Genomic DNA, 22,775 nt, shown 5'->3' on the forward strand with positions numbered 1-22,775 from the left:
CATGAGCCTGTACGACATTCCGCTGAAGTCCCTGACCGGCGAGCCGGTCTCCCTCGCCGACTACCGGGACCGCGCGGTCCTGGTCGTGAACGTGGCCTCCAAGTGCGGTCTGACCCCGCAGTACGCGGGTCTGGAGCGGCTGCAGAAGGAGTACGGGGAGCGCGGTCTCACCGTGCTCGGCGTGCCCTGCAACCAGTTCGCGGGCCAGGAGCCGGGCAGCGCCGAGGAGATCCGGACCTTCTGTTCGACCTCGTACGGGGTGTCCTTCCCGCTCCTGGAGAAGACGGACGTCAACGGCGAGGCCCGCCACCCGCTCTACGCGGAGCTGGTGAAGGTCGCCGACGCCGAGGGCGAGGCAGGTGACGTCCAGTGGAACTTCGAGAAGTTCCTGATCGGCCGCGACGGCCACGTCACCCGCTTCCGTCCGCGCACCGAGCCGGACGCCCCCGAGGTCGTCGCCGCGATCGAGGCCCAGCTTGCCTGACACGGGCGTCGTCGGCCGGCTGCGGGCCGCGGGCTGTGTCTTCGCCGAGGAGGAGGCGGAGATGCTGCTCGCGTCCGCCGCCGGACCCGACGAGCTCGACCTGATGGTCGAGCGGCGGGCCGCGGGGCTGCCGCTGGAGCACGTCGTCGGCTGGGCCGCGTTCGGCGGGTTGCGGATCGAGGTCGACGGCGGGGTCTTCGTGCCCCGGCGGCGTACGGAGTTCCTCGTCGGGCGCGCGGTGGAGCTGGCACGGCCGGGCGCCGTCTGCGTCGACCTGTGCTGCGGCTCCGGCGCCGCGGGCGCGGTGCTGCTCGACCGGGTCCGGGGCGCGGAGGTGCACGCCGCGGACATCGAGCCCGCGGCGGTGCGCTGCGCCCGGCGGAACGTCGAGCCGCGCGGCGGCCGGGTGCACGAGGGCGATCTCTTCGCACCGCTGCCCGCGGAGCTGCGGGGCCGGGTCGAGATCCTGGTCGCCAACGTGCCGTACGTACCGACCGACGAGATCGGGCTGCTGCCCCCGGAGGCACGGGACCACGAGCCGCTCGTCACGCTGGACGGCGGCCGGGACGGTCTCGACGTACTGCGCCGGGTCGCCGCCGGGGCGCCGGAGTGGCTGGCGCCGGGCGGACACCTCCTCGTGGAGACGAGCGAACGGCAGGCCGAGGGGGCCGTGGAGGCCGTCGTGGAGGTCTCGGGCGGCCTGCTCGCCCCTGAGGTGATCACCTCGGAGGAGTGGTGGGCGACGGTCGTCGTCGCGACCCGACGGCAGGGCGGCGGACGGGCGGGCCAGGACCCCTCGTCCGGAGCACGCCGGGCTCGCGGCCTGCTCCGGACGAAAGGACGCTAGGCCGTCCTGGGCGTGAGGCGGCAGCGGGCCGGGCCCGCGGCCTGGAGGGTGATCGCGGGGGCGACGGGCACCTCGGTGTCGACGGCCTCGAAGCCGTACCGCTGGAGGATCATCGCGAGGGCGATCACCGACTCCAGCATCGAGAAGTGCTGGCCGATGCAGGCGCGCGGGCCGCCGCCGAAGGGGAACCACGCGTACCGGGGGCGGGCCGCCTCCGCCTCGGGGGTGAAGCGGTCCGGGTCGAAGCGCTCCGCGTCCTCCCAGTAGTCCGGGTGGCGGTGGGTGACCCAGGGGGCGACGATCACGTCCGCGCCCGCCGGGATGGTGATCCCGCCGATCTGGGTGGCCGCGACGGCGCGGCGCCCGATGACGGGGGCGGCGGGGAAGAGCCGCATGGCCTCCTTGAGGACCTGGGTGACATAGGGCAGCGCGTCGAGGTCGGCGGCGCCGGGGTCGCGGCCGCCGAGGACCCGGTCCACCTCCTCGTGGGCCCGCTTCTGCGCCTCCGGGTGGAGGGCGAGCAGGTGCAGGGCGAAGCCGAGTGAGGTGGCGGTCGTCTCGTGGCCGGCGAGCAGGAAGACGAGGACCTGTTCGCGCAGTTCGGTCGCGTCGAAGCTGCCGTCCTCGGCGCTCTCGGCCTCGGCGAGGAGGGTGAGGAGGTCGTCGCCCTCGCCGGGGGCCCGGTCGGAGACCCGGCGCTGGGCGATGATGCGGTCGCAGACCTCGTACAGGGCCTGGTGGACGGCGGCGGCCTTGCGGTTGCCGGGGGTGGGCCAGTCGCGGGGGAGGTTCACCGGGGAGTAGCCGCGGCGCAGCACGTAGGCGCCGAGTTCGGGGAAGCTGCGCTCGACGATCTCGACGGCGGCGTCGACGTCCGTGCCGAAGAGGATGCGGGCGACGGCGCGCAGGGCGAGGCGGGTCATCTCCTGGAGGACGTCGACGGTTCCGGCGCCGCCGTCCTCCCACTCTCCGGTGAGGGTGGTGACCTCGGCGGCGACGGCGGAGGCGTAGCCGTCGACGCGGCGGCGGGTGAAGAGCGGCTGGACGAGCCGGCGCTGGCGGAGGTAGTCCTCGTCCTGGCTGGTGAGCAGCCCGTTGCCGAAGGACTCGCGGACCTTCTGGTAGAAGTGGTTGTCCTTGCGGAAGTTGGCCGATTCCCCGGCGAGGACCTGCTGGGCGCCGTCGGCGGAGAAGACTCCGTAGACGACGGATCGCATGCCGGGCGGTCCCGCGGTGATCCGTACGACGTCGCCGTGCTCGCGCCGGGCGCGCAGGAAGGTGCCGAGGGAGTCGTTCTTGAGGTCGAACATGGAGCCGAGCAGCGGAAGTCCCGCGAGTTCGGGTGCTTCGGTACCGGTGGTGATGGCCATGGACGGTTCCCCCTCGATCGTCGCCTGCGGGGCGATTGTCCCCCGGTGAAGTAACCCACAGGTAGCAATGGCCGAACACCCGTCCGGATCTGGCCGGTTGGCTTGTTCCGATCCTGACGCTTCCGGCGTTCCGCCGTTGTCAGTGGCGTCTGAGAGCCTCGTCGCATGGAGCGACCCGAGCTGACCCTGCAACTGACGATCGACTGCGCCGACCCCCAACTGCTGGTGCCCTTCTGGCTGGAGGCCCTGCGGTACGTCCCGGATCCGCCGCCCACGGGGAACGCCACCTGGCGGGAGTACTGGGCGGCGATCGGCGTGCCCGAGGAGGAGCTGGGCGACGGTGCCGGGGAGCTGCCCGAGTCCATCGTCGACCCGAAGGGCGTCGGCCCCCGGGTCTGGTTCCAGCGGGTCCCGGAGCCCAAGACCGTCAAGAACCGGGTCCATCTGGACCTCAAGGTCGGCGGCGGCCGCGACGTCCCGCTCGCGCTGCGCCGGGAGCGGGTGGACGGCGAGGTGTCCCGGCTCACAGCGCTCGGCGCGTCCGTCCTCCACACGATGGACGAGCCGAACGGCATGGACTACTACGCGGTGGTCCTCCAGGACCCGGAGGGCAACGAGTTCTGCCTGGTGTGAGATCGCTCGCCACGCCCCCCGGCCCCGCACTCCGGCCGCGGGGCGTGGCGGATCCCACGTCTGTCGGAGACCGGGTCTGTCGTACCCAGCGCCTACGCTGGATGCCATGTCCGATACCGATCCGCACACAGGGACCCCTGGCCCCACCGCTCTGAACGACGCGATCCGCACCCTGTGGGTCCGCGCCGGTGAGGAGCGCCGCCCGCTGACGGCGGACGAGCAGCGGATCTACCAGGTACTGGTGGCCGCCTGGACCGATGCGGTACAGGCGGGGCAGGAGCTCGCCGCCTGAGCGGCGGCCCTCCCGTCGATCCACCGGCCCCCTCCGACGCGCATGGCGGCGGCCCCGCACCGAGCCGGTGCGGGGCCGCCGCCATGTCGTCCTCGGCCGGTCGGCTACTTCGCGATGGCCCGGCTGATCACCATGCGCTGGATCTCGCTCGTGCCCTCGAAGATCGTGTAGATGGCGGCGTCGCGGTGCATCCGCTCCACCGGGTACTCGCGGGTGTAGCCGTTGCCGCCGAGGATCTGGATGGCCTGGGCGGTGACCTCCTTGGCGACCTCGCTGGCATAGAGCTTCGACATGGAGCCCTCGGCCGCCGTGAAGGGCTTGCCCGCCGTGGCCATCCAGGAGGCGCGCCAGACGAGGAGGCGCGCCGCGTCGATCCGGGTGGCCATGTCGGCGAGCTGGAAGGCGACGCCCTGGTTCTCGATGATCGGACGGCCGAACTGCACCCGGGTCTTCGCGTAGTCCAGGGCCACCTCGTACGCGGCGCGGGCGGTGCCGACGGCCATGGCGCCGACCGCCGGGCGGGAGGCCTCGAAGGTGGCCATGGCGGCGTTCTTCACCCTTTCACCGCCTCCCGCCTTCGCCTTCTCGCGGGCGCGGGCGAGGCGCTCGTCCAGCTTCTCCTTGCCGCCGAGGAGGCAGTGGCCGGGGACGCGGACGTCCTCGAGGACGACCTCGGCGGTGTGGGAGGCGCGGATGCCGTGCTTCTGGAACTTCTGGCCCTGGGAGAGGCCGGGGGTGTTCGGCGGGACGATGAAGGAGGCGTGGCCCTTCGAACCCAGCTCGGCGTCGACGACGGCCACGACGACGTGGACGTTGGCGATGCCGCCGTTCGTCGCCCAGGTCTTGGTGCCGTTGAGCACCCACTCGTCCTTGGCCCCGTCGTACACGGCCCGCGTCCGCATGGAGGCGACGTCCGAGCCGGCGTCGGGCTCCGAGGAGCAGAACGCGGCGACCTTGATGTCGTGCGCGTCGCCGTACATCTGCGGGACCCAGGTGCCGATCTGCTCCTCGGTGCCGTTGGCGAGGACGCCGACTGCGGCGAGGCCCGTACCGACGATGGAGAGGGCGATGCCGGCGTCGCCCCAGAAGAGCTCCTCCATCGCCATCGGGATGCCGAGACCGGTGGGGTCGAAGAACTGCTGGGCGTAGAAGTCGAGCGAGTAGATGCCGATCTTGGCCGCTTCCTGGATGATCGGCCAGGGAGTCTCCTCACGCTCGTCCCATTCGGCGGCCGCGGGGCGCATCACCTCGGCGGCGAAGCCGTGGAGCCAGTCGCGGACCTGCTTCTGGTCCTCGTTGAGTTCGAGCGTGAACTCGCCCATGTTCCCTCCCGGCTGTATGTTACTTGCGGTAACAACAGTCTGTTACCGGTGGGTATGGGCTGTCAACCAGCGACGCAGCCCTTCGGCCCGGCCAGCACCGGGAACCGGGCGGGTGTTACGTTGCGACAGCCTCACGGAATCGCACGGGCGGGGAGACACGCTATGGACATCGCACACCGGACCACCGACCAGCAGACGCCCGCCGAGCAGCGGCGACGCGAACTGCTGGAGGCGGCGGACCGGGTGGTGCTCCGGGAGGGCCCCAAGGCGTCCATGAACGCGATCGCGGCCGAGGCCGGCATCACCAAGCCGATCCTCTACCGCCACTTCGGTGACAAGGGCGGTCTGTACCGCGCCCTCGCCATCCGCCACACGGACGCCCTCCTCTCCGCTCTGCGGGCCGCGCTCGACGCCCCCGCCGACCGCCGCCGCCGGGTCGAGGCCACTCTCGAGACCTATCTCGCCTCGATCGAGGCGATGCCCCAGGTCTACCGCTTCCTGATGCACCCGGCGGAGGAGTCGCACCAGACCGAGCAGGGCTTCGACGTCGGCCGCCACTCCGCGCCGCTGCTCCGCCGCATGGGCGAGGAGCTCGGCCAGGTCATCGCCGAACGCGTCGACCTGGGCCCCGCCGCCGAGGTCCAGGCCCGGATCTGGGGCCACGGCATCGTCGGCATGATGCACGCGGCCGGCGACTGGTGGCTCGGCGAACGCCCCTGCTCCCGCGCCGAACTCGTCCGCAGCCTCGCCGACCTCCTGTGGGGCCGCCTCGCCCAGGCGGACGACCGGCCGGACGGACCCGGGTTCTAGGAGGACCCCTCAGCTCCCCGGGAACCCCGGGACTCCAGCACTCCCGCCCCGCTCCCCCACGGCTCCTTGCGGATCGAGCGGAGGAGACGTGACTTGCGCCACCCGGTGACCCGGTCCGCGTAGACCCCGCCCTCCAGGTGGTCCGCCTCGTGCTGGAGGCAGCGGGCGAAGAAACCCGTGCCCTCGATACGGACCGGTGTCCCGTCCACCCGTACGCCCTCGACCACCGCGCGGTCGTGACGGGGCGTCGGGGCTTCCAGGCCCGGCAGGGAGAGACAGCCCTCCGGGCCCCGGACCACCTCGCCGTCCGCCTCCACCAGGCGCGGGTTCACCACATGGCCCAGGTGGCGGTTCTCCTCGTCGTCGGGGCAGTCGTACACGAAGACGCGCAGGCCCACGCCCACCTGGTTCGCCGCCAGGCCCACGCCGTTCGCCGCGTACATCGTGGCGAACATGTCCTCGACGAGCCGGGCCAGTTCGGGCCCGAAGTCGGTGACGGGCGCACAGGGTCGGTGCAGCACGGGGTCGCCGAGCAGGGTCATGGCCCGGACGAGGCCGGAACTGCCGGGGATGGGGCGGTTTCGCATGCCGGTAAGGGTACGGTCCGCCGTGACCTGGCTGTTTCGCACGGCCACTCGGCGGTGCCGCTGTTCGGGCTGCTGGCCGGATCTCGATAGGCTGAGCCCGGACCGACGCAAGGAGGAACAAGAACGATGTCAGGACACCCCGGTAATCCAGAGCCGCTGTCGCCGCGCGCCAAGCTGGCCGTGACGGCGGGCAGGGCCGCGGCCGCGGTGTCGCGGGCGGCGGGGCGCGGCAGCGGTTCGGTGATCGGCGGCAAGGTGGCGCTGAAGCTCGACCCCGACCTGCTCGGCCGGCTCGCGCAGCATCTGGACGTCGTCCTGGTGTCGGCGACCAACGGCAAGACGACGACGACCCGGCTGATCGCGGAGGCCCTGCGTGCCGCGGGCCCCGTCGTCTCCAACGCCCTCGGCGCCAACATGCCCGCCGGCATCACCTCGGCGCTGGCCGGCGGCTCGGACTCCAAGTACGGCGTCATCGAGGTCGACGAGAAGTACCTCGCCGGGGTCGCCCGCGACACCACGCCGAAGGTCATCGCGCTGCTCAACCTCTCCCGCGACCAGCTCGACCGCGCCGCCGAGACCCGGATGCTCGCCGAGAAGTGGCGCGAGGGACTCAACGGCACCAAGGCCGTCGTCGTCGCCAACGCCGACGACCCGCTCATCGTGTGGGCCGCCTCCTCCTCGCCGAACGTGGTGTGGGTGGCCGCGGGCCAGGAGTGGAAGGACGACGCCTGGTCGTGCCCCGCCTGCGGCGGTGTGATGCAGCGCCCGGGCGACGACTGGTTCTGCGGCGAGTGCGGCTTCCGCCGCCCCGCGCCGAGCTGGGCCCTCAGCGGCGACCACGTGCTCGACCCGCACGGTTCGGCCTGGCCGATCCGGCTCCAGCTGCCCGGCCGCGCCAACAAGGCGAACGCCACCAGCTCTGCCGCCGTCGCCGCCGTCTTCGGGGTCCCGCCGCAGGTCGCCCTCGAGCGCATGTACCAGGTACAGGCCGTCGCCGGACGCTACGACGTGGTCTCCTTCCAGGGCCGCGACCTGCGTCTGCTGCTCGCGAAGAACCCGGCCGGCTGGCTGGAGACGTTCTCCCTCATCGATGGGCCGCCCGCCCCGGTGATCCTCTCCGTCAACGCCCGCGGCGCCGACGGAACGGACACCTCCTGGCTGTGGGACGTGGACTACGGGCGGCTCGGCGGCCACCCGATCATGGTGATCGGCGACCGGAAGCTGGACCTCGCGGTCCGGCTGGAGGTCGCGGGCGTCGACTTCCGCGTCTGCGAGACGCTCGACGAGGCCGTCGCGATGGCCCCGCCCGGGCAGATCGAGCTGATCGCCAACTACACCGCCTTCCAGGACGTCCGCCGCCGCGTCGGCAACTGACCCGTAGAGGACATGCAGCATGACTGACAGCAGCCTGCGCCTGGTCTGGGTCTACCCGGACCTGCTCAGCACCTACGGCGACCAGGGCAACGTCCTCGTCGTCCAGCGCCGCGCCGAGCAGCGCGGTCTCAGCGTCGAGCGCGTCGACGTCCGCAGCGACCAGCCGGTGCCGACCTCGGGCGACATCTACCTGATCGGCGGCGGCGAGGACCGTCCGCAGCGGCTCGCGGCCGAGCGGCTGCGGCGCGACGGCGGTCTGAGCCGGGCCGCCTCCAACGGCGCGATCATCTTCTCGGTCTGCGCCGGCTACCAGATCCTGGGCCACGAGTTCATCAACGACCTCGGCGAGCGGGAGACCGGTCTCGGCCTCATCGACGTGATCTCGACCCGCGGCGAGGGTGAGCGGTGCGTCGGCGACGTCCTCGCGGACATCGATCCGCGGCTCGGCCTCCCCCAGCTGACGGGCTTCGAGAACCACCAGGGCATCACCCACCTCGGCCCGACCGCCCGGCCGTTCGCCCGGACGGTGCTCGGGAAGGGCAACGGGACCGGCGACGGCACCGAGGGCGCGTACAACGACACCGTCTTCGGTACGTACATGCACGGCCCCGTCATGGCCCGCAACCCGCAGATCGCGGACCTGCTCCTGAAGCTGGCCCTCGATGTGAACGCGCTGCCGCCGACCGACGACCGTTGGTACGAGGCGCTGCGCGGCGAGCGCATCGCGGCGGCCACCCAGCCCGCCTGAGTCGTCCCGCGGCCCTCCGTCGGTCCCTCGTACGAACGTACGTTGTCCACTGTGCGGACATCCGGTTCGGCCCCGTCACCCTGCGGCTATAGGGTGGCGGGGATCCAGCCGGACGACGTGGTCCGGGAGTCGGCCCACGTTGCAAAGGTTTATGGGCTATGCGCATTGGCGTGCTCACCTCCGGCGGAGACTGCCCCGGTCTGAACGCTGTCATCCGTTCCGTCGTGCACCGAGCCGTCGTCGACCACGGTGACGAGGTCATCGGCTTCCTCGACGGGTGGAAGGGCCTCCTGGAGGCCGACTACCGCAAGCTCGACCTCGAAGCGGTGGGCGGCATCCTGGCCCGGGGCGGCACCATCCTCGGCTCCTCCCGGGTCCAGCCCGCGCACCTGGTCGACGGCGTCGAGCGCGCCCGCGGCCATGTCGCCGACCTGGGGCTCGACGCGATCATCCCGATCGGCGGCGAGGGCACCCTGAAGGCGGCGAACCTGCTCTCCGAGGCGGGTCTCCCGATCGTCGGCGTCCCGAAGACCATCGACAACGACATCGCCTCCACCGACGTCACCTTCGGCTTCGACACGGCCGTCACCGTCGCGACCGAGGCCCTCGACCGGCTGAAGACCACCGCCGAGTCCCACCAGCGGGTCCTCGTCGTCGAGGTCATGGGCCGTCACACCGGCTGGATAGCGCTGCACTCCGGCATGGCCGCCGGCGCGCACGCCGTCGTCGTCCCCGAGCGCCCCTTCGACATGGACGAGCTGACCGCCCGGGTCGGCGCCCGGTTCGCCGACGGCAAGCGCTTCGCGATCGTCGTCGTCGCGGAGGGCGCGAAGCCGCGCGAGGGCTCGATGGAGTTCAAGACCGCGGGCACCGACATCTACGGCCACGAGCGGTTCACCGGAGTCGCCAACCAACTCTCCGTCGAGCTGGAGCGGCGGCTCGGCAAGGAGGCCCGACCGGTGATCCTCGGACACGTCCAGCGCGGCGGCACCCCGACCGCGTACGACCGGGTCCTCGCCACCCGCTTCGGCTGGCACGCGGTCGAGGCGGCGCACCGCGGCGAGTTCGGCATGCTGACCGCCCTGCGCGGCACCGACATCACCATGGTTCCGCTGGCCGAGGCCGTGGAGACGCTCAAGACGGTCCCGGCCGACCGCTACGCCGAGGCGGAGTGCGTGCTCTGACCCGTCACCCGTGCGTGACAGCCGCCCCCGGTCGCAGTCGCGGCCGGGGGCGGTTCTAGTCTGGTGCGGACAACAAGCACGAATCGGGCTCCAGGAGTGCACACGATGGATCACAGCGGGCACGGCATGACCACGGATCTGCCGCCGTTCACGCTGGGGCGGGGCCTGGAGTTCTCTCCCGACCTCTTCTTCCTGATCGGCTGCCTCACGGCGCTCGGTCTGTACGGGTGGGGCGTGGCGCGGCTGCGGCGGCGCGGGGACGCGTGGCCGGTGAGCCGGACGGTGTTCTTCACGGTCGGCGTGCTGACCATCGCCCTCGTCATGTGCACCAGGCTGAACGACTACGGCATGGTCATGTTCAGCGTCCACATGGTGCAGCACATGGTGATCTCCATGCTGTCGCCCATCCTGCTGCTCCTCGGCGCGCCGGTGACACTCGCGCTGCGGGCGCTGCCGGTGGCGGGCCGGGGCTCCACGGGGCCGCGCGAGCTGCTCCTGAAGCTGCTGCACAGCCGGTACATGAAGGTGATCACGCACCCGGGCTTCACGATCCCGATGTTCATCGCGAGCCTGTACGGGCTGTACTTCACGCCGCTCTTCGACACTCTGATGGGATCGAAGCCCGGTCACATCGGGATGATGATCCACTTCCTGATGGTGGGCGTGGTCTTCTTCTGGCCGATCATGGGCGTGGACCCGGGCCCGCACCGGCCGGGTTACGTGATGCGGATGCTGGAGCTGTTCGCGGGCATGCCGTTCCACGCCTTCTTCGGCATCGCGCTGATGATGGCGTCGGAGCCGATGGTCCAGGCGTACGCGAGTCCGCCGGCCTCGCTGGGGATCGACGCGCTCGCCGACCAGAACGCGGCGGGCGGCATCGCCTGGGCGTTCAGCGAGATCCCGTCCGTGCTCGTGCTGATCGCGCTGGTCTACCAGTGGTACCACTCCGAGCAGCGGCAGGCGGTACGCCAGGACCGCAAGGCCGACCGGGACGGGGACAAGGAGCTGGAGGCCTACAACGCGTATCTGGCCTCGCTCCAGACCCGGGGGCGGTGACCCCGCCCCGGCGCTCGGCGCACGCCGGGGCGTCCGGGGAGTAGCGCACGCCCCGCTCCCGGGGTCACGATGGTCGGGACGGCTTCCGTGACCCCGGTCGGGAGGAGGGCGGACTGATGTCCGGTTCCACGAAGACGATGGCGGTGCTCACCTTCGCCGCGCTGGTGCTGACGACGGCGTACACGGTGGCGCTCGGCAGCAGCGGCTGGCTCTGGTTCGGCTGGCTGGTGCTGGGAATGGTCACCATCGGGCTGGCGGCGTCGGACGGCGCGGCGGGCCTGTCAGGGCCCCGCCGCCGCCCGCCGACCGGCTCGGGTCCCGTACGTCCCTAGCTCACCGCGGCCGACCGGCTCGGGACCCGTACGTCCCTAGCTCACCGCGGCCGACCGGCTCGGGTCCCGTACGTCCCTGGCTCACCGCGGCCGACCGGCCCGGGACCCGTGTGTCCCTAGCCCTTGGGGGCCAGGAGTACCCAGATCTGTCCCGGCGCGAAGGCCAGTGGCGCTCCGTCCGGGGTGGTGTAGGTGGTGCCCGACGACGCCGAGGGCCGGGACCAGCGGGCCTCGTGAGCGCGTCCGTCGCGCAGGACGAGCGCGGTGCCTTTGCCGACGGTCTCGGTGTACGGGGACACCGCGCCGGTGCGGTCCTGGAAGTCGGAGGGCCGGACGGTGACGCGCTGGACCACGACCGTCGACGGGTTCAGCGGTCCGGTGTCCGTGGCACGGGCCGCGCGGCCGTCCATGGCCACCCGCCAGCCCCGGTCGGCGGAGGACCAGGTGAAGGTGTAGCGGGCGGCGGGGAAGCGGACGGTCTCGGAGTCGGCCCGGGTGCCGCCGGCCGGGGCCGGCCCGAACCGGAAGCCGATGTCCCGCGCGTCCCGGGCCCCGGGGTCGGTGGCCAGGGCCCGCTCGGGCCGCAGGTAGAGGTTGTGCGGGGCGGCCCGGTCCGGGGAGCGCCGGAAGGCCCCGGGGGCGGTGGTCTCGGTGACGGGGTGGAGCGGCGCGGAGCGCAGCAGGGGGTTCAGGGCGGACTGCGCCCCCGAGTAGGCGAGGACCGGCCGTCCGAAGGCGCCGAGCAGCTCGATGTCGGACTCGCGGGCGCTGCGGACGGGCCCCGCGAGCTCCGGGAGGCGGGAGGAGTAGACGGCGAGGAGCCGGGTGACCCCGCCCTCGACCTGTTCGACGTAGACGACGTCGGCCGCGCCGAGTCCGGTGTGGGGGCGGGCCGCGGTCACGTTGTCGATCTTGACGGCGAGCACGGGTGCGGGCCGGGCGGGCAGCCCGGTGAGCGGCGACCGACCACTGGGCGCCGGCGTCGTGGGTACCGGTGTCGTGGGCGCGGGCGCCGTGGTGGCCGGCGAAGGCGTCGGTACCGGGGTGGGTTTGGGAGGGCCGGAGTCGGAGCAGCCGTACAGCCCGGCCGCCGTCAGCGCGCACAGCAGCGCGGTGAGGACGCGGCCGGGCCGTCTGGCCCCGCGCTCGCCCGTCATGGTGACTGCTCCTCCACCAGTGGACCACGGGGCCGCACACGGATACAACGGGGCGTGACGGACGACGAACGGGGGTTGCGGGTGTTCTACCACCTGATGAAGTACGTACTGCTCGGACCGCTTCTGAAGCTGCTCTTCAGGCCGCGGATCGAGGGGCTCGAACACATCCCTGAGGAGGGCGCGGCGATCGTCGCGGGCAATCACCTCTCCTTCTCCGACCACTTCCTGATGCCGGCGGTGATCGACCGGCGGATCACCTTCCTCGCGAAGCAGGAGTACTTCACCGGGCCGGGGATCAAGGGCCGGCTCACGGCCGCGTTCTTCCGGGCGGCCGGTCAGATCCCGGTCGACCGGTCGGGCAAGGAGGCCGGGAAGGCGGCGATCCGTGAGGGGCTCGGCGTGCTGGACCGCGGCGAGCTCCTCGGCATCTATCCGGAGGGGACGCGCTCGCCCGACGGGCGGCTCTACAAGGGGAAGGTGGGGGTGGCGGTGATGGCGCTGACGGCCGGGGTGCCGGTGGTGCCCTGCGCGATGGTCGGCACGTTCGAGATCCAGCCGCCGGGGAAGGTCGTGCCGAGGATCCGCCGGGTCGCCATCCGGTTCGGGGAGCCGCTGGACTTCTCCCGGTTCGCCGGGTCCGCGGACCAGAAGACGGTGGTCCGCGCGGTGACCGACGAGATCATGTACGAGATCCTCCGCCTGTCGGGTCAGGAGTACGTGGACGAGTACGCGGCGACGGTGAAGGCCGCGGAGACGGACGACGGGGAGGCCCCGCGAAAGTTCCCCCGGACGGAACGCTGAGGGCTGATCCGCGCACGGCGCAACGCCCTGGGCCGGGGCGCCGGGCGGCCGTAGCGTCGCTGCCATGACCAAGGGAAACGTGTTCGTGCTGGGTGCGACGGGACAGGTGGGACGGGCGGCCGTGCGGGCCCTCGTCGCGGACGGCTGGGAGGTGACGGCCGCCTCGCGGGGCGGTGTCAGGGACGAGAGGTGGCCGGACGAGGTCCGGTCGGTGCGGCTCGACCGCACCGAGGAGGGGGCGCTGGCGGCGGGGCTGGGCGAGGGCTGTGACGTGCTCGTCGACATCGTCGCGTACGACGCCGGGCACGGCAGGCAGCTGACCGGTCTCTCCGACCGGATCGGTTCGGCGGTGGTGGTGTCGAGCGGCGCCGTCTACGAGGACGAGAAGGGGCGCAGCTTCGACACGCAGGACCGGCCGGACGGCTTCCCCGCCTACCCGGTGCCGGTCGCGGAGGACTGGCCGACGGTCGCGCCCGGCGACACCTCGTACAGCACGCGGAAGGTGGCCCTGGAGGGGGAGTTGCTCGCGGCCGGTGACGCGCTGCCGACGACGCTGCTGCGCGCGGGCGCCATCCACGGCCCGTACTGCCCGGGGCCGCGCGAGCTGTGGTTCGTGAAGCGGGCGCTCGACGGGCGGCCGGTGCGCCTTCTCTCGTACGGCGGCGCCTCACGGTTCCATCCGGTGCACGTGGACAACCTGGCGGAGCTCGTCCGGCTCGCGGCGGCGAACCCGGGCAGCCGGGTGCTCAACGGCGCCGACCCGGAAGCGCCGACGGTGGCGGAGATCGGGGCGGCGATCGACGGGGTCATGGGAGCGGCGAGCGAGACGGTGCTGATCGAGGGGCCGCCGCCGGAGGGCGTCGTGGGGCTGACCCCGTGGACGTCGCCGCATCCGATGGTCTACGACATGACGGCGGCGGAACGGGAGTTGGGCTACCGGCCGGTGGTGTCGTACGCCGGGTCCCTGCCGGAGACGGTCGAGTGGCTCACCGGGCACCTGGCGGGGCGGGAGTGGCGGGAGGCCTTCCCCGGTCTCGCCAAGTACGGGGTGGACTTCTTCGACTACGCGGCGGAGGACGCCTGGCTGGCCGCCCGGCGGTGAACGCCGGGCTCGGGGAGGGACGGCCGTCCCTCCCCGAGCCCGGCCCCCGCGGGCCGTTACGGCCGCCGGGTGTCGTTCCGTTCGGGTGATCCTTTCGTCCGTGGGCAGCACGATGTAAACCCGTACGGGTGTTTCTTTGCCGAACCCATAACCGGTGACGGTGTCCCGCTGAGCGGTACGGCTCACGCGGGTGCGAGCAGCTCCATGGCCTCGTCGAGGAGGCGGCGCAGGGTCAGGGCGTCGGGGGCGACGGCGGTGGTGAGGGCCGCGGGTCCGGCGAGCGGGGTGATGGCCGCGTGCTCGCCGAGGAGTCGGGGCGCGACCGGCTTCTCCTCGAAGTCGGGATCGACGACGAGGAGTTGCCCGGTGGCCCGGTGACCGCCGAGGACCGCGCCGCCGTCCCAGCCGCCGGGAGCCCCCGGGCCGTACGCGAGCTCCTGGTCGAGGAGGGGGCGTCCGGCGCGGTGGACGGTGAGGCGGGTGCGGAGGGTGCCGGGGGGTTCACCGTGGCGGCCGAGGACCTGTTCCTCGCGCAGGACCAGCCGTGCCGTGGGGGCGAGCGCGACGACGGTACGCATCCGCAGGTCCGAGCCGTGGACGGAGACCAGCTGTTCGGGCAGCCAGCGCAGGACTCCCCCCTCGCCGACGGAGATCCGGACGTCGTACGCGGCGGGCTCGGCGCTCCGGCCCGGCAGGGCGAGGGTCGCGGCGGCCGCGTCGACCAGGAGCCGGGCCCCGTCCCGTACCTCGGTCTCGACGGCGAGCCGGTCACCGCCGAGGGGGGCGCTCATCGCCCCGACGAGGGTGACCCGGGTGTACGGACCGGCCGCCCGGGTGCGGCGCACGGCGAGCGGCCCTTCGCTCACCAGGAACGGCAGCCCGCCGTCGGCGTCGGCGGTGATCCGGGCCGTGGCCCGCAGGCTCACGCGGTCCATGCCGCGAGCTGGGCGCGGACCCAGTCGGCGACGGGCGCGACGCCGTTCTCGGCCCGCAACGAGGTGAAGGCCACGGGCAGTTCGCCCCGCTGCTGTTCGGCGTCGCGGGCCATCCGCTCCAGGTCGGAGCCGACGTGGGGGGCGAGGTCGGTCTTGTTGACGACGAGGAGGTCGGCGGTGGTGACGCCGGGGCCGCCCTTGCGCGGGATGTCGTCGCCGCCGGCCACGTCGATGACGAAGATCTGGGTGTCGACGAGCCCCTTGGAGAAGGTGGCGGTGAGGTTGTCGCCGCCGGACTCGACGAGGATGAGGTCGAGGGGGCCCACGGCCTCCTCCAGTTCCTCGACGGCTTCCAGGTTGGCGGAGATGTCGTCGCGGATGGCGGTGTGCGGGCAGGCGCCGGTCTCCACGGCCTGGATGCGCTCGGGCGGCAGGACGGCGTTGCGGAGCAGGAAGTCGGCGTCCTCGCGGGTGTAGATGTCGTTGGTGACGACGGCGAGGGAGTGGGTGTCGCGCAGGACCCGGCAGAGGGCGGCGACGGTCGCGGTCTTGCCGGAGCCGACGGGGCCGCCGAGTCCGATGCGCAGGGCGCGGCGGGTGCCGTCGGGGCGGTGGGCGTCGGCGGACACGGCGCCGTGGTGGGTGTGGGCGTGGTCGAGGTGCATGGTTCTCCTGTCGGAGCGCTACGAGGCGAAGAGGCGGACGGGCCAGGCCGCGTGCTGCTCGGCGGTGAGGTCGAGGAGGGGGGCGGAGGCGGCGGGCAGCGCGTGGACGCCCTCGCGGGCGGCGGCGGTGGCGCGCTCGACGACCTCGTCCATCTCGGGGGCGAGGCGCGCCAGGACGGCGGTGGCCTGGTACGGGTCGAGGCTGAGGAGGCGTACGGCGGCGGTGGCGGGGCCGCCGACCGTCTCGTACGCGACGCAGTGGGCGGCGTCCTCGGGGCCGAGCCCGGCGGCCAGGGCGGTGGTGCCGAGGACGACGGGCTGGTGGGCGCCGCGCGGGAACGCGGTCGCGAGCGCGTCGAGTGCGGGGCTCGGCCAGGTGGCGCGGGCGGCCCGCATCAGCTGGCGGCCGAGTCTGCGGGCACTGGCGCGCAGGGCGGGCGAGGGGGTGCGGGCGTCGGCCGCCACGTCGAGTTCGACCGGGTCGAGTCCGTACGCGGCGCCGGCGGCGAGCGCGGCCGAGGTGAGGCCCGTGGTGTGCAGCCGGCCCCGGCAGAAGGCCTCGAGTCCGGCGGCGTCCTTGATGCGGCCGGCCCTGACGGCGGCCTCGGCGCCGCCGGAGTGGGCGTGCCCACCGGCGGGGAAGCGTCCGTCGGCGAGGACGAGGAGTGCGGAGCGTGTCATGGAGGCGCGCGCCGTCAGAAGAGGAAGTAGCGCTGGGCCATGGGCAGTTCCGCCGCGGGCGCGGGCTCGACCGCTTCGCCGTCGATGGTCACCGTGAAGGTGTCGGCGTCGACCTCGACCCGGGGCAGGGCGTCGTTCTCGCGCATGTCGGCCTTGGTGACCCGCCGGGTGGAGCCGATGGGGGTGAACTCCTTGTGGAGACCGAGCCTGCGCGGCAGGTCGTCCTCGATGGCCGCCCGGGCGACGAAGTTGACCGAGCCGGCCGCCGCGGCCCTGCCGAGCGCGCCGAACATCGGGCGGGGCAGGATCGGCTGGGGGGTGGGGATGGAGGCGTTGGCGTCGCCCATCTGCGCGTACGCGATCTGGCCGCCCTTGACGACGACGAGCGGTTTGACGCCGAAGAAGGCGGGCTCCCAGAGGACCAGATCGGCGAGCTTGCCGGGCTCGACCGAGCCGATGAGGTGGTCCATGCCCTGGGCGACGGCCGGGTTGATCGTGTACTTGGCGACGTAGCGGCGCACCCGGTGGTTGTCGGCGCGGCCGTCCCCGGGCAGGGCGCCGCGGCGCTTCTTCATGACGTGGGCGGTCTGCCAGGTGCGCATGATCACCTCGCCGATCCGGCCCATGGCCTGGGAGTCGGAGGAGATGATCGAGATCGCGCCCAGGTCGTGGAGGACGTCCTCGGCGGCGATGGTGGAGGGCCGGATGCGGGACTCCGCGAAGGCGAGGTCCTCGGGGACGGCCGGGTTGAGGTGGTGGCAGACCATCAGCATGTCGAGGTGTTCCTCGATGGTGTTGACGGTGTGCGGCCGGGTCGGGTTGGTGGAGCTGGGCAGGACGTACGGCTCGGAGACGACCGTGATGATGTCGGGGGCGTGCCCGCCTCCGGCGCCCTCGGTGTGGTACGCGTGGACGGTGCGCCCGGCGATGGCGGCGAGGGTGTCGCCGACGAAACCGGCTTCGTTCAGGGTGTCGGTGTGGATGGCGAGCTGGGCGCCGGTCTCCTCGCAGACGGACAGGCAGGCGTCGATGACGGCCGGGGTCGCACCCCAGTCCTCGTGGATCTTGAATCCGAGGGCGCCGCCCCGGAGTTGGGAGTGCATGGCCTCCCGGGACATCGTGTTGCCCTTGCCGAGCAGGCCGATGTTGACGGGGAAGGTGTCCAGGGCCTCGAACATCCGGGCCGTGTGCCAGGGGCCGGGCGTGACCGTGGTCGCCTTGGTGCCCTCGGCCGGTCCGGTGCCGCCGCCGACCAGGGTGGTGACGCCGGTGGCGAGGGCCTGCTCGACGACGGTGGGCGAGATGAAGTGGACGTGGGCGTCGACGGCGCCCGCGGTGACGATCCTGCCGTTGCCGACGATGATCTCGGTCTCGGGGCCGATCACGAGGTCGGGGTGGACGCCGTCCATGGTGTCGGGGTTGCCGGCCTTGCCGAGGGCGGTGATACGGCCGTCCCTGATGCCGATGTCGGCCTTGACGACGCCCCAGTGGTCGATGACGACGGCGCCGGTGATCACGGTGTCGGGGGCGCCCTCGGCGCGGGTGGTGCGGGCCTGGCCCATGGACTCGCGGATGACCTTGCCGCCGCCGAAGACGGCCTCGTCGCCGGCGCGGCCGGGGCCGCCGCTGCGGTCCTCCTCGATCTCGACGAGGAGGTCGGTGTCGGCGAGCCGGACGCGGTCGCCGGTGGTGGGGCCGAACAGGTCGGCGTACACGGCGCGGTGGAGGTCAGGCATGGTCGCCGTCCTGGTGCTGTGCGGTGAGGTCGGTGGTGTCGAGGGGGCCTGCCGTCTCGCCGCGCAGGCCGGGCACGATCCGGCGGCCTGCCAGGGGGACGAGTTCGACCTCGACCGGGATGCCGGGTTCGAAGCGGACGGCGGTGCCGGCGGCGATGTGGAGTCGTCGTCCGTGCGCGGCGGACCGGTCGAACTCCAGACCGGGGTTGACCTCGGCGAAGTGGTAGTGGGAGCCGACCTGGACGGGCCGGTCGGCGGCGTTGAGCACGGTCAGGCGGGTGACGGGTCGCCCCTCGTTGAGGGTGACGGGGCCGTCCGCGTACAGGATCTCTCCGGGGATCATCGGCGGCCCGCTCAGACGATGGGGTCGTGGACGGTGACGAGCTTCGTGCCGTCGGGGAAGGTGGCCTCGACCTGGACGTCGTGGATCATCTCGGGGATGCCGTCCATGACGTCCTCGCGGGTGAGGACGGTGCGCCCGGAGGCCATCAGCTCGGCGACGGTACGGCCGTCGCGGGCGCCTTCGAGGATGTGGGAGGTGAGGAGCGCGACGGCCTCGGGGTGATTGAGCCGCACTCCCCTGGCCCGGCGCTTCTCGGCCACGTCCGCCGCCACATGGATGAGCAGGCGTTCCTGTTCGTGCGGGCTCAGTTGCACTCTTCCACCTCACAGTCGTCGACCGGGACACACCCGGACAGCTGCGGACCCTATCGACCGTCACCACACTGTCGAGCTGCCGAGACGCGGCACGCGGTCAGACATGCACGTTAGGGCGGAAGTTTTTCCGGCTCGTTAACTGCGGCTTTGCGTTTCCATGATCGTCCGGTCGGCCGGGGCCGGCGCCGGCCCGTCTGCCGTGGATCCGCGCCCGCCTCTACGAGGCGCCGGGCTCGCGGTGGCGTGCGGCGAGACCGAAGCGGTCCTGTTCGCCGGAAGCGGAGTCGAGCCGGTGGAAGGTGAAGACCGAGCTGACCACCTGCTCGCCGGCGGGCCCTCGGCCGATTCGAGTCCCTCCAGGTCAGCGGCGCAGACACCCTCGACCCCTACTCCAGGCTCCTCGCGTCCCGGATCGTCTTCCTCGCCACACCGATCGACGAGACCTCGGCCGGCGACGTCATCGCCCGGATCCTGTATCTGGACCACGCGGCACCGCGACAGGACGTCTCGCTCTACCTGCGCTCCCCGGGCCGGCTCGATCACCGCGACGACCGCGATCCACGACACGATGCGCTCGCTCCACTGCGACGTGGAGACCACCTGTCCGGGTCAGGCGGTTTCCACCGCCGCACTCCTGCTCGCCGCCGGCACCCCGGGCAAGCGGCTGATGCTCCCCGGCGCCCGGAACACGCTCCGCCAGCCCGCCCTCGTCGAGCCCCTGCGGGGGCAGCCGAGCGACCTCGGCCTCCACGCGCGCGAACTGCTCCGCCTCCGCGCCCTGGTGGCCGGGGCGTTCGCCGAGTCGTCGACCTGCTCGGGAGTTCCATCCGTCCCGAGGTACGCACACCTATGGGGCATCACGGGCGGCACAGGCCCTGGTGGGCCGGGCCGAGGCACTGCGCGAGGCCCTGACGCTCATGCACGCGCGGGGCGAGAGTGAGGTCCACGCGGACAATTTGGCGCGTGTGCTGCGGGTGCTGGACGGGGAGCGCAGAACAGGTCGGGTCACCGGCAGGGAGCCACGGGAAAGTTGACATTCCGTCGTGTCGTGTCCAGGTCCGTACGGCCCACATGTGGCGCAGAAACACCCCCTCGTTCGGCGTAGTCGACGAGTCGATAAATAACCCGGGCGAGTTGCGGGGCAGGTGTACACATTTGGCGGAACGGGGCGTTCCACCCCTGGTGCGGGGCTCGTTGGCCGCACCTACGGAGATCACGAAAGCGTCCTGTCCACCCGAACGGATCAGTCGTGAGTAGCCTCACATATCGCTGTTTCAGCTCGGATTTCACCCCGGATATGGGTCAAGATCCCTGTCGACGACAAGCCCCCGCCGCCGCGGCGGGGCGGTCCGGGCGGACGCCGAGTCCTGCCGCTGTCCCGGACGTCTGGTCGACAGGATTGGATCGGCAGGAGTGGAGGACCCGATTTTTGCGGGGCGTACGCGCTGTTCCGACAGCGGGGCCGTCCCTTGGGGTGAAGCCGCGCCAGCGGCCGGGCATCTTCGCCTGCCCGAACCCGACAGGTCATCCTTCACAGGCGGCTGACGAAGGGTTGCGCATGACTGCGCAGATGCACGTCCCGTCCCTGCTGTCCCGGGCCGGAGCCGTCTCGGCTCTCACCCTCGCCGCCGTCGGCGGCACGCTGCTCGCACCCGGAGCGGCGTCGGAGGCCCAGGCAGCCACCACGCACGCGAACAAGGCACTGAGCATCGCCGCCGCCAAGAAGGGGGCTCCCTACCGGTACGGGAGCGCCGGGCCCTCAAGGTTCGACTGCTCCGGTCTGACGCTCTACGCGTACAAGAAGGCGGGCAAGTCGCTGCCACGTACCGCGCAGCAGCAGTACAACAAGACTCGGCACGTCTCCGCCTCCACCAGGCAGAAGGGGGACCTGGTCTTCTTCCACTCCGGCGGGAGGGTGTACCACGTGGGCATCTACGCCGGCAGCGGCAGGATCTGGCACTCGCCCAAGACCGGCTCCTGGGTGAAGCTCGACAAGATCTGGTCGTCGAAGGTCTACTACGGCCGCGTCCGGTGACGCGACGGGGTTGACGGTCCGTCCTGGGGGGGTGCGGTGGCGCCGCCGCACCCTCTGCTCCGGCGGACCGGCCCTGGACGCCCTGGGGCATCACGTGTGGATCAGGCCCTGGTGACTCGCCAGGGGGGCCGCGGTCCACGGGATCGTGATCCAGACCGTCTTCCCGCCGTCCTCGGTCGGTGTGACCGAGAGACGGCCGCCCGCCTGTGCCGCCAGGACACGGACGATGACCATGCCCCGGCCGTTGTCCTGCTGGACCGCCGCCGGGAGGCGACGGGGCCGGCGGGGGTGGCTGTCGGTGATCCCGATGTGGAGCCGTTCCTCGCGCTCCAGCCGGACCTCCACCGTGAAGGTGGGTGACTGGCCGAGGGTGTGCAGGACGGCGTTGGTGGCCAGCTCGGAGACGATCAGACGGATCGAGTCCGCGATGTCCGCGGCGCCGTCCAGTCCCCAGTCGGTGAGGACGTCCGCGACGTACCGCCGGGCTGTGGGGACCGAGGCGGGGTCGCTCGGCAGCGTGACGGATGCTTCCTGGTGGTCTGCCATGGCGACGCTGTCCCTTTCCCGCCGGGGCGGCTGCCCCGGATCGCGCTTCGCGTCAGATTGCCACCGATCGTGCCGCGCCGGGCGGCGTTCCACCAAGATATGTCCCCATCTGTCGCCCGAAGCGGTGAACTCTGGTGACCGGACACGCCCTTGGCCCCCGCCGCCGGGCCGCGGTCCCGGCCCGGTGTCACCCCCCGATCACTCCCGCGCGGCCACGGGTGCGGTCCTCAGGATCGTCTCGACCGCGCGCTCGATCTGCGCGTCCGTCAGATCCGCGCGGGCCGTGAGGCGCAGTCGCGAGATGCCGTCGGGCACGGAAGGGGGCCGGAAGCAGCCCACCCCGAGACCCTGCTCACGACAGTCCGCCGCCCAGCGCAGCGCCGTCTCCGGGGAGGGGGCGCGCACCGACACCACGGCCGCGTCGGGCCGGGCCGCCGTGAGGCCCGCCCCGGTGAGCAGGCCGTGCAACGTGGTGGCGACGGTGCGGGACCGCCCGGCGAGGCCCGGCTCGGCCCCGAGCAGCCGCAGGCTCGCCAGTGCGCCGCCCACGGCGGCCGGGGCGAGTCCGGTGTCGAAGATGAAGGTGCGGGCCACGTTCACCAGGTGCTCGATCACCCGGGCGGGGCCGAGGACGGCGCCGCCCTGGCTGCCGAGGGACTTGGACAGGGTCAGCGTGGCCACGACGTCCTCGTCGCCCGCGAGCCCGGCCTCGTGGAGGGCGCCCCTGCCCCCCTCGCCGAGGACGCCGAGGCCGTGGGCGTCGTCCACGACGAGCCCGGCGCCGTGGGCGCGGCAGGCGGCGGCGAGCTCCGGCAGCGGGGCCTTGTCGCCGTCGACGGAGAACACGGAGTCGCTGACGACCAGGGCGCGCCGCCCCGGGTGCGCGTCGAGGGTCTTGCGTACGGCTTCGGGGTCGGTGTGCGGGACGACGGCCGTCTCCGCGCGTGCGAGTCGGCAGCCGTCGACGATCGAGGCGTGGTTGGAGGCGTCCGAGACGATCAGGGAGTCCCGGCCGCCGAGCGCCGTCAGCGCGGCGAGGTTGGCGGTGTAGCCGGAGGAGAGGACGAGGGCCGCCTCGAAGCCGCAGAACTCGGCGAGTTCGCGCTCGAGACGGGTGTGGAGGCGGGTGGTGCCGGTGACGAGCCGTGAGCCGGTGGAGCCCGCGCCCCAACGCCGGGCGGCCTCGGCCGCCGCCTCGGTGACCTCCGTGCGGCGGGTGAGGCCGAGGTAGTCGTTGCTCGCCAGGTCGAGCAGGTCCGGCTCCGCCGCCCGGGGCCGCAGCGTCCGGACGAGACCGGCCTCCGTCCGGCGGCGCGCCTCGGCGTCGGTCCAGTCGAACGCGGTGCGGCGCGGGCCCTCGGCCCGTGCGGCGTCGGCCTGTGGCATGCGGCGATCCTTTTGTAGGCAGCGCACAGACCCTA

The 22,775-nt window shown here is 72.6% G+C and carries 25 protein-coding genes, 2 pseudogenes and 1 riboswitch; of the genes and pseudogenes, 15 read left to right on the forward strand and 12 right to left on the reverse strand.

Annotated features, from left to right (window positions below; genetic code table 11):
- Position 1 precedes the first annotated feature (1 nt).
- Positions 2-484 (forward strand): glutathione peroxidase, encoded by a 483-nt coding sequence (locus ABZ567_RS19515; RefSeq protein ID WP_360791369.1) that lies wholly within the window; start codon positions 2-4, stop codon positions 482-484.
- Entirely contained in the window at positions 477-1,331 is an 855-nt protein-coding gene (locus tag ABZ567_RS19520) for a putative protein N(5)-glutamine methyltransferase (RefSeq protein WP_360791372.1), read from the forward strand. The genes ABZ567_RS19515 and ABZ567_RS19520 overlap by 8 nt, the downstream gene beginning before the upstream one ends.
- On the opposite strand, the gene ABZ567_RS19525 is transcribed toward ABZ567_RS19520, so the two are convergent.
- Positions 1,328-2,701, reverse strand: coding sequence for a cytochrome P450 (locus ABZ567_RS19525; RefSeq protein WP_360791375.1), 1,374 nt, complete (start codon positions 2,699-2,701; stop codon positions 1,328-1,330). The two genes, ABZ567_RS19520 and ABZ567_RS19525, sit on opposite strands and share 4 nt — an antisense overlap.
- Before the next feature lie 165 nt (positions 2,702-2,866).
- On the opposite strand from ABZ567_RS19525, the gene ABZ567_RS19530 reads away from it, so the two are divergent.
- Entirely contained in the window at positions 2,867-3,334 is a 468-nt protein-coding gene (locus ABZ567_RS19530; RefSeq protein WP_360791378.1) for a VOC family protein, read from the forward strand.
- Between the two features lie 106 nt (positions 3,335-3,440).
- Positions 3,441-3,626, forward strand: coding sequence for a hypothetical protein (locus ABZ567_RS19535; protein ID WP_360791381.1), 186 nt, complete (start codon positions 3,441-3,443; stop codon positions 3,624-3,626).
- A gap of 104 nt (positions 3,627-3,730) precedes the next feature.
- On the opposite strand, the gene ABZ567_RS19540 is transcribed toward ABZ567_RS19535, so the two are convergent.
- Positions 3,731-4,948, reverse strand: a complete 1,218-nt coding sequence (locus ABZ567_RS19540; RefSeq protein WP_360791384.1) for an acyl-CoA dehydrogenase family protein — start codon at positions 4,946-4,948, stop codon at positions 3,731-3,733.
- Positions 4,949-5,110: 162 nt separating this feature from the next.
- Between ABZ567_RS19540 and ABZ567_RS19545 the strand changes: the two genes are divergently transcribed.
- Entirely contained in the window at positions 5,111-5,758 is a 648-nt protein-coding gene (locus ABZ567_RS19545) for a TetR family transcriptional regulator (protein WP_360791387.1), read from the forward strand.
- Here the strand turns inward: ABZ567_RS19545 and def are convergent.
- Positions 5,755-6,345, reverse strand: a complete 591-nt coding sequence (gene def, locus ABZ567_RS19550; RefSeq protein ID WP_360791390.1) for a peptide deformylase — start codon at positions 6,343-6,345, stop codon at positions 5,755-5,757. The genes ABZ567_RS19545 and def overlap by 4 nt on opposite strands.
- A gap of 126 nt (positions 6,346-6,471) precedes the next feature.
- On the opposite strand from def, the gene ABZ567_RS19555 reads away from it, so the two are divergent.
- The 5 genes from ABZ567_RS19555 to ABZ567_RS19575 all read left to right on the forward strand — a co-directional run bounded on the left by ABZ567_RS19555 (position 6,472) and on the right by ABZ567_RS19575 (position 11,039).
- Positions 6,472-7,719: a MurT ligase domain-containing protein gene (locus tag ABZ567_RS19555; protein WP_360791393.1), complete on the forward strand. Its 1,248-nt coding sequence runs from the start codon at positions 6,472-6,474 to the stop codon at positions 7,717-7,719.
- 19 nt (positions 7,720-7,738) lie between these two features.
- A complete protein-coding gene (locus tag ABZ567_RS19560) occupies positions 7,739-8,467 on the forward strand; it encodes a glutamine amidotransferase (RefSeq protein ID WP_360791395.1) in 729 nt (242 codons plus the stop codon).
- A 158-nt stretch (positions 8,468-8,625) separates the two neighbouring features.
- Entirely contained in the window at positions 8,626-9,651 is a 1,026-nt protein-coding gene (locus ABZ567_RS19565) for a 6-phosphofructokinase (RefSeq protein ID WP_360791398.1), read from the forward strand.
- 105 nt (positions 9,652-9,756) lie between these two features.
- Entirely contained in the window at positions 9,757-10,707 is a 951-nt protein-coding gene (locus tag ABZ567_RS19570) for a cytochrome c oxidase assembly protein (RefSeq protein WP_360791401.1), read from the forward strand.
- A gap of 116 nt (positions 10,708-10,823) precedes the next feature.
- The gene (locus ABZ567_RS19575) at positions 10,824-11,039 is read left to right on the forward strand and encodes a hypothetical protein (protein ID WP_360791726.1); all 216 of its coding nucleotides are present in this window, start codon (positions 10,824-10,826) and stop codon (positions 11,037-11,039) included.
- Positions 11,040-11,155: 116 nt separating this feature from the next.
- Here the strand turns inward: ABZ567_RS19575 and ABZ567_RS19580 are convergent, their stop codons facing one another.
- Positions 11,156-12,196, reverse strand: a complete 1,041-nt coding sequence (locus ABZ567_RS19580; RefSeq protein WP_360791404.1) for a DUF3048 domain-containing protein — start codon at positions 12,194-12,196, stop codon at positions 11,156-11,158.
- Positions 12,197-12,277: 81 nt separating this feature from the next.
- Here ABZ567_RS19580 and ABZ567_RS19585 point away from each other — a divergent pair, with 81 nt between their 5' ends.
- Together ABZ567_RS19585 and ABZ567_RS19590 are read left to right on the forward strand one after the other, a co-directional pair.
- Positions 12,278-12,997 carry a lysophospholipid acyltransferase family protein gene (locus ABZ567_RS19585; protein ID WP_360791709.1) on the forward strand — a complete coding sequence of 240 codons (720 nt, stop codon included), beginning with the start codon at positions 12,278-12,280 and terminating at the stop codon, positions 12,995-12,997.
- Between the two features lie 64 nt (positions 12,998-13,061).
- Positions 13,062-14,099 carry an NAD-dependent epimerase/dehydratase family protein gene (locus ABZ567_RS19590; RefSeq protein WP_360791407.1) on the forward strand — a complete coding sequence of 346 codons (1,038 nt, stop codon included), beginning with the start codon at positions 13,062-13,064 and terminating at the stop codon, positions 14,097-14,099.
- Between the two features lie 182 nt (positions 14,100-14,281).
- Here ABZ567_RS19590 and ABZ567_RS19595 read toward each other — a convergent pair whose 3' ends face one another.
- From ABZ567_RS19595 to ABZ567_RS19620, 6 genes are read right to left on the reverse strand one after another with little or no spacing between them, the layout of a single operon-like run.
- The gene (locus ABZ567_RS19595) at positions 14,282-15,025 is read right to left on the reverse strand and encodes an urease accessory protein UreD (RefSeq protein WP_360791712.1); all 744 of its coding nucleotides are present in this window, start codon (positions 15,023-15,025) and stop codon (positions 14,282-14,284) included.
- Entirely contained in the window at positions 15,022-15,699 is a 678-nt protein-coding gene (gene ureG / locus ABZ567_RS19600) for an urease accessory protein UreG (RefSeq protein ID WP_360791409.1), read from the reverse strand. Before ureG ends, ABZ567_RS19595 begins: the two co-directional genes overlap by 4 nt.
- Before the next feature lie 18 nt (positions 15,700-15,717).
- Positions 15,718-16,380 (reverse strand): urease accessory UreF family protein, encoded by a 663-nt coding sequence (locus ABZ567_RS19605; RefSeq protein ID WP_360791413.1) that lies wholly within the window; start codon positions 16,378-16,380, stop codon positions 15,718-15,720.
- A 14-nt stretch (positions 16,381-16,394) separates the two neighbouring features.
- Positions 16,395-18,116, reverse strand: a complete 1,722-nt coding sequence (locus ABZ567_RS19610; RefSeq protein ID WP_360791415.1) for an urease subunit alpha — start codon at positions 18,114-18,116, stop codon at positions 16,395-16,397.
- Complete coding sequence (locus ABZ567_RS19615; RefSeq protein WP_360791418.1) at positions 18,109-18,459, reverse strand: urease subunit beta; 351 nt, start codon at positions 18,457-18,459, stop codon at positions 18,109-18,111. Before ABZ567_RS19615 ends, ABZ567_RS19610 begins: the two co-directional genes overlap by 8 nt.
- 11 nt (positions 18,460-18,470) lie before the next feature.
- The gene (locus ABZ567_RS19620) at positions 18,471-18,773 is read right to left on the reverse strand and encodes an urease subunit gamma (protein ID WP_360791421.1); all 303 of its coding nucleotides are present in this window, start codon (positions 18,771-18,773) and stop codon (positions 18,471-18,473) included.
- A 363-nt stretch (positions 18,774-19,136) separates the two neighbouring features.
- Between ABZ567_RS19620 and ABZ567_RS19625 the strand changes: the two are divergent.
- The 3 genes and pseudogenes from ABZ567_RS19625 to ABZ567_RS19635 all read left to right on the forward strand — a co-directional run.
- Positions 19,137-19,551, forward strand: a pseudogene (locus tag ABZ567_RS19625) (ATP-dependent Clp protease proteolytic subunit); the annotation flags it as partial.
- 23 nt (positions 19,552-19,574) lie between these two features.
- A pseudogene (locus ABZ567_RS19630) lies at positions 19,575-19,807 on the forward strand (hypothetical protein); the annotation flags it as partial.
- Between the two features lie 314 nt (positions 19,808-20,121).
- Positions 20,122-20,328, forward strand: a riboswitch (cyclic di-AMP (ydaO/yuaA leader).
- 3 nt (positions 20,329-20,331) lie between these two features.
- Positions 20,332-20,808, forward strand: a complete 477-nt coding sequence (locus ABZ567_RS19635; protein ID WP_360791424.1) for a C40 family peptidase — start codon at positions 20,332-20,334, stop codon at positions 20,806-20,808.
- Between the two features lie 90 nt (positions 20,809-20,898).
- Here the strand turns inward: ABZ567_RS19635 and ABZ567_RS19640 are convergent, their stop codons facing one another.
- Positions 20,899-21,354: an ATP-binding protein gene (locus tag ABZ567_RS19640; RefSeq protein ID WP_360791427.1), complete on the reverse strand. Its 456-nt coding sequence runs from the start codon at positions 21,352-21,354 to the stop codon at positions 20,899-20,901.
- A 198-nt stretch (positions 21,355-21,552) separates the two neighbouring features.
- On the reverse strand, positions 21,553-22,740 hold the full coding sequence (locus ABZ567_RS19645; protein WP_360791430.1) for an 8-amino-7-oxononanoate synthase: 1,188 nt from the start codon (positions 22,738-22,740) through the stop codon (positions 21,553-21,555).
- Positions 22,741-22,775: the final 35 nt, after the last annotated feature.

The sequence above is a fragment of the Streptomyces sp. NPDC016459 genome (assembly GCF_040632845.1).
Classification (GTDB): Bacteria; Actinomycetota; Actinomycetes; order Streptomycetales; family Streptomycetaceae; genus Streptomyces.

What these genes read in the sequence shown, in the direction of transcription:
- ABZ567_RS19515 (WP_360791369.1), top strand. Translation starts at nt 2, where the DNA reads ATGAGCCTGTACGACATTCCGCTGAAGTCCCTGACCGGCGAGCCGGTC.
- ABZ567_RS19525 (WP_360791375.1), bottom strand. Translation starts at nt 2,701, where the DNA reads ATGGCCATCACCACCGGTACCGAAGCACCCGAACTCGCGGGACTTCCG.
- ABZ567_RS19530 (WP_360791378.1), top strand. Translation starts at nt 2,867, where the DNA reads ATGGAGCGACCCGAGCTGACCCTGCAACTGACGATCGACTGCGCCGAC.
- ABZ567_RS19535 (WP_360791381.1), top strand. Translation starts at nt 3,441, where the DNA reads ATGTCCGATACCGATCCGCACACAGGGACCCCTGGCCCCACCGCTCTG.
- ABZ567_RS19540 (WP_360791384.1), bottom strand. Translation starts at nt 4,948, where the DNA reads ATGGGCGAGTTCACGCTCGAACTCAACGAGGACCAGAAGCAGGTCCGC.
- ABZ567_RS19545 (WP_360791387.1), top strand. Translation starts at nt 5,111, where the DNA reads ATGGACATCGCACACCGGACCACCGACCAGCAGACGCCCGCCGAGCAG.
- def (WP_360791390.1), bottom strand. Translation starts at nt 6,345, where the DNA reads ATGCGAAACCGCCCCATCCCCGGCAGTTCCGGCCTCGTCCGGGCCATG.
- ABZ567_RS19555 (WP_360791393.1), top strand. Translation starts at nt 6,472, where the DNA reads ATGTCAGGACACCCCGGTAATCCAGAGCCGCTGTCGCCGCGCGCCAAG.
- ABZ567_RS19560 (WP_360791395.1), top strand. Translation starts at nt 7,739, where the DNA reads ATGACTGACAGCAGCCTGCGCCTGGTCTGGGTCTACCCGGACCTGCTC.
- ABZ567_RS19565 (WP_360791398.1), top strand. Translation starts at nt 8,626, where the DNA reads ATGCGCATTGGCGTGCTCACCTCCGGCGGAGACTGCCCCGGTCTGAAC.
- ABZ567_RS19570 (WP_360791401.1), top strand. Translation starts at nt 9,757, where the DNA reads ATGGATCACAGCGGGCACGGCATGACCACGGATCTGCCGCCGTTCACG.
- ABZ567_RS19575 (WP_360791726.1), top strand. Translation starts at nt 10,824, where the DNA reads ATGTCCGGTTCCACGAAGACGATGGCGGTGCTCACCTTCGCCGCGCTG.
- ABZ567_RS19580 (WP_360791404.1), bottom strand. Translation starts at nt 12,196, where the DNA reads ATGACGGGCGAGCGCGGGGCCAGACGGCCCGGCCGCGTCCTCACCGCG.
- ABZ567_RS19590 (WP_360791407.1), top strand. Translation starts at nt 13,062, where the DNA reads ATGACCAAGGGAAACGTGTTCGTGCTGGGTGCGACGGGACAGGTGGGA.
- ureG (WP_360791409.1), bottom strand. Translation starts at nt 15,699, where the DNA reads ATGCACCTCGACCACGCCCACACCCACCACGGCGCCGTGTCCGCCGAC.
- ABZ567_RS19605 (WP_360791413.1), bottom strand. Translation starts at nt 16,380, where the DNA reads ATGACACGCTCCGCACTCCTCGTCCTCGCCGACGGACGCTTCCCCGCC.
- ABZ567_RS19610 (WP_360791415.1), bottom strand. Translation starts at nt 18,116, where the DNA reads ATGCCTGACCTCCACCGCGCCGTGTACGCCGACCTGTTCGGCCCCACC.
- ABZ567_RS19615 (WP_360791418.1), bottom strand. Translation starts at nt 18,459, where the DNA reads ATGATCCCCGGAGAGATCCTGTACGCGGACGGCCCCGTCACCCTCAAC.
- ABZ567_RS19635 (WP_360791424.1), top strand. Translation starts at nt 20,332, where the DNA reads ATGACTGCGCAGATGCACGTCCCGTCCCTGCTGTCCCGGGCCGGAGCC.
- ABZ567_RS19640 (WP_360791427.1), bottom strand. Translation starts at nt 21,354, where the DNA reads ATGGCAGACCACCAGGAAGCATCCGTCACGCTGCCGAGCGACCCCGCC.
- ABZ567_RS19645 (WP_360791430.1), bottom strand. Translation starts at nt 22,740, where the DNA reads ATGCCACAGGCCGACGCCGCACGGGCCGAGGGCCCGCGCCGCACCGCG.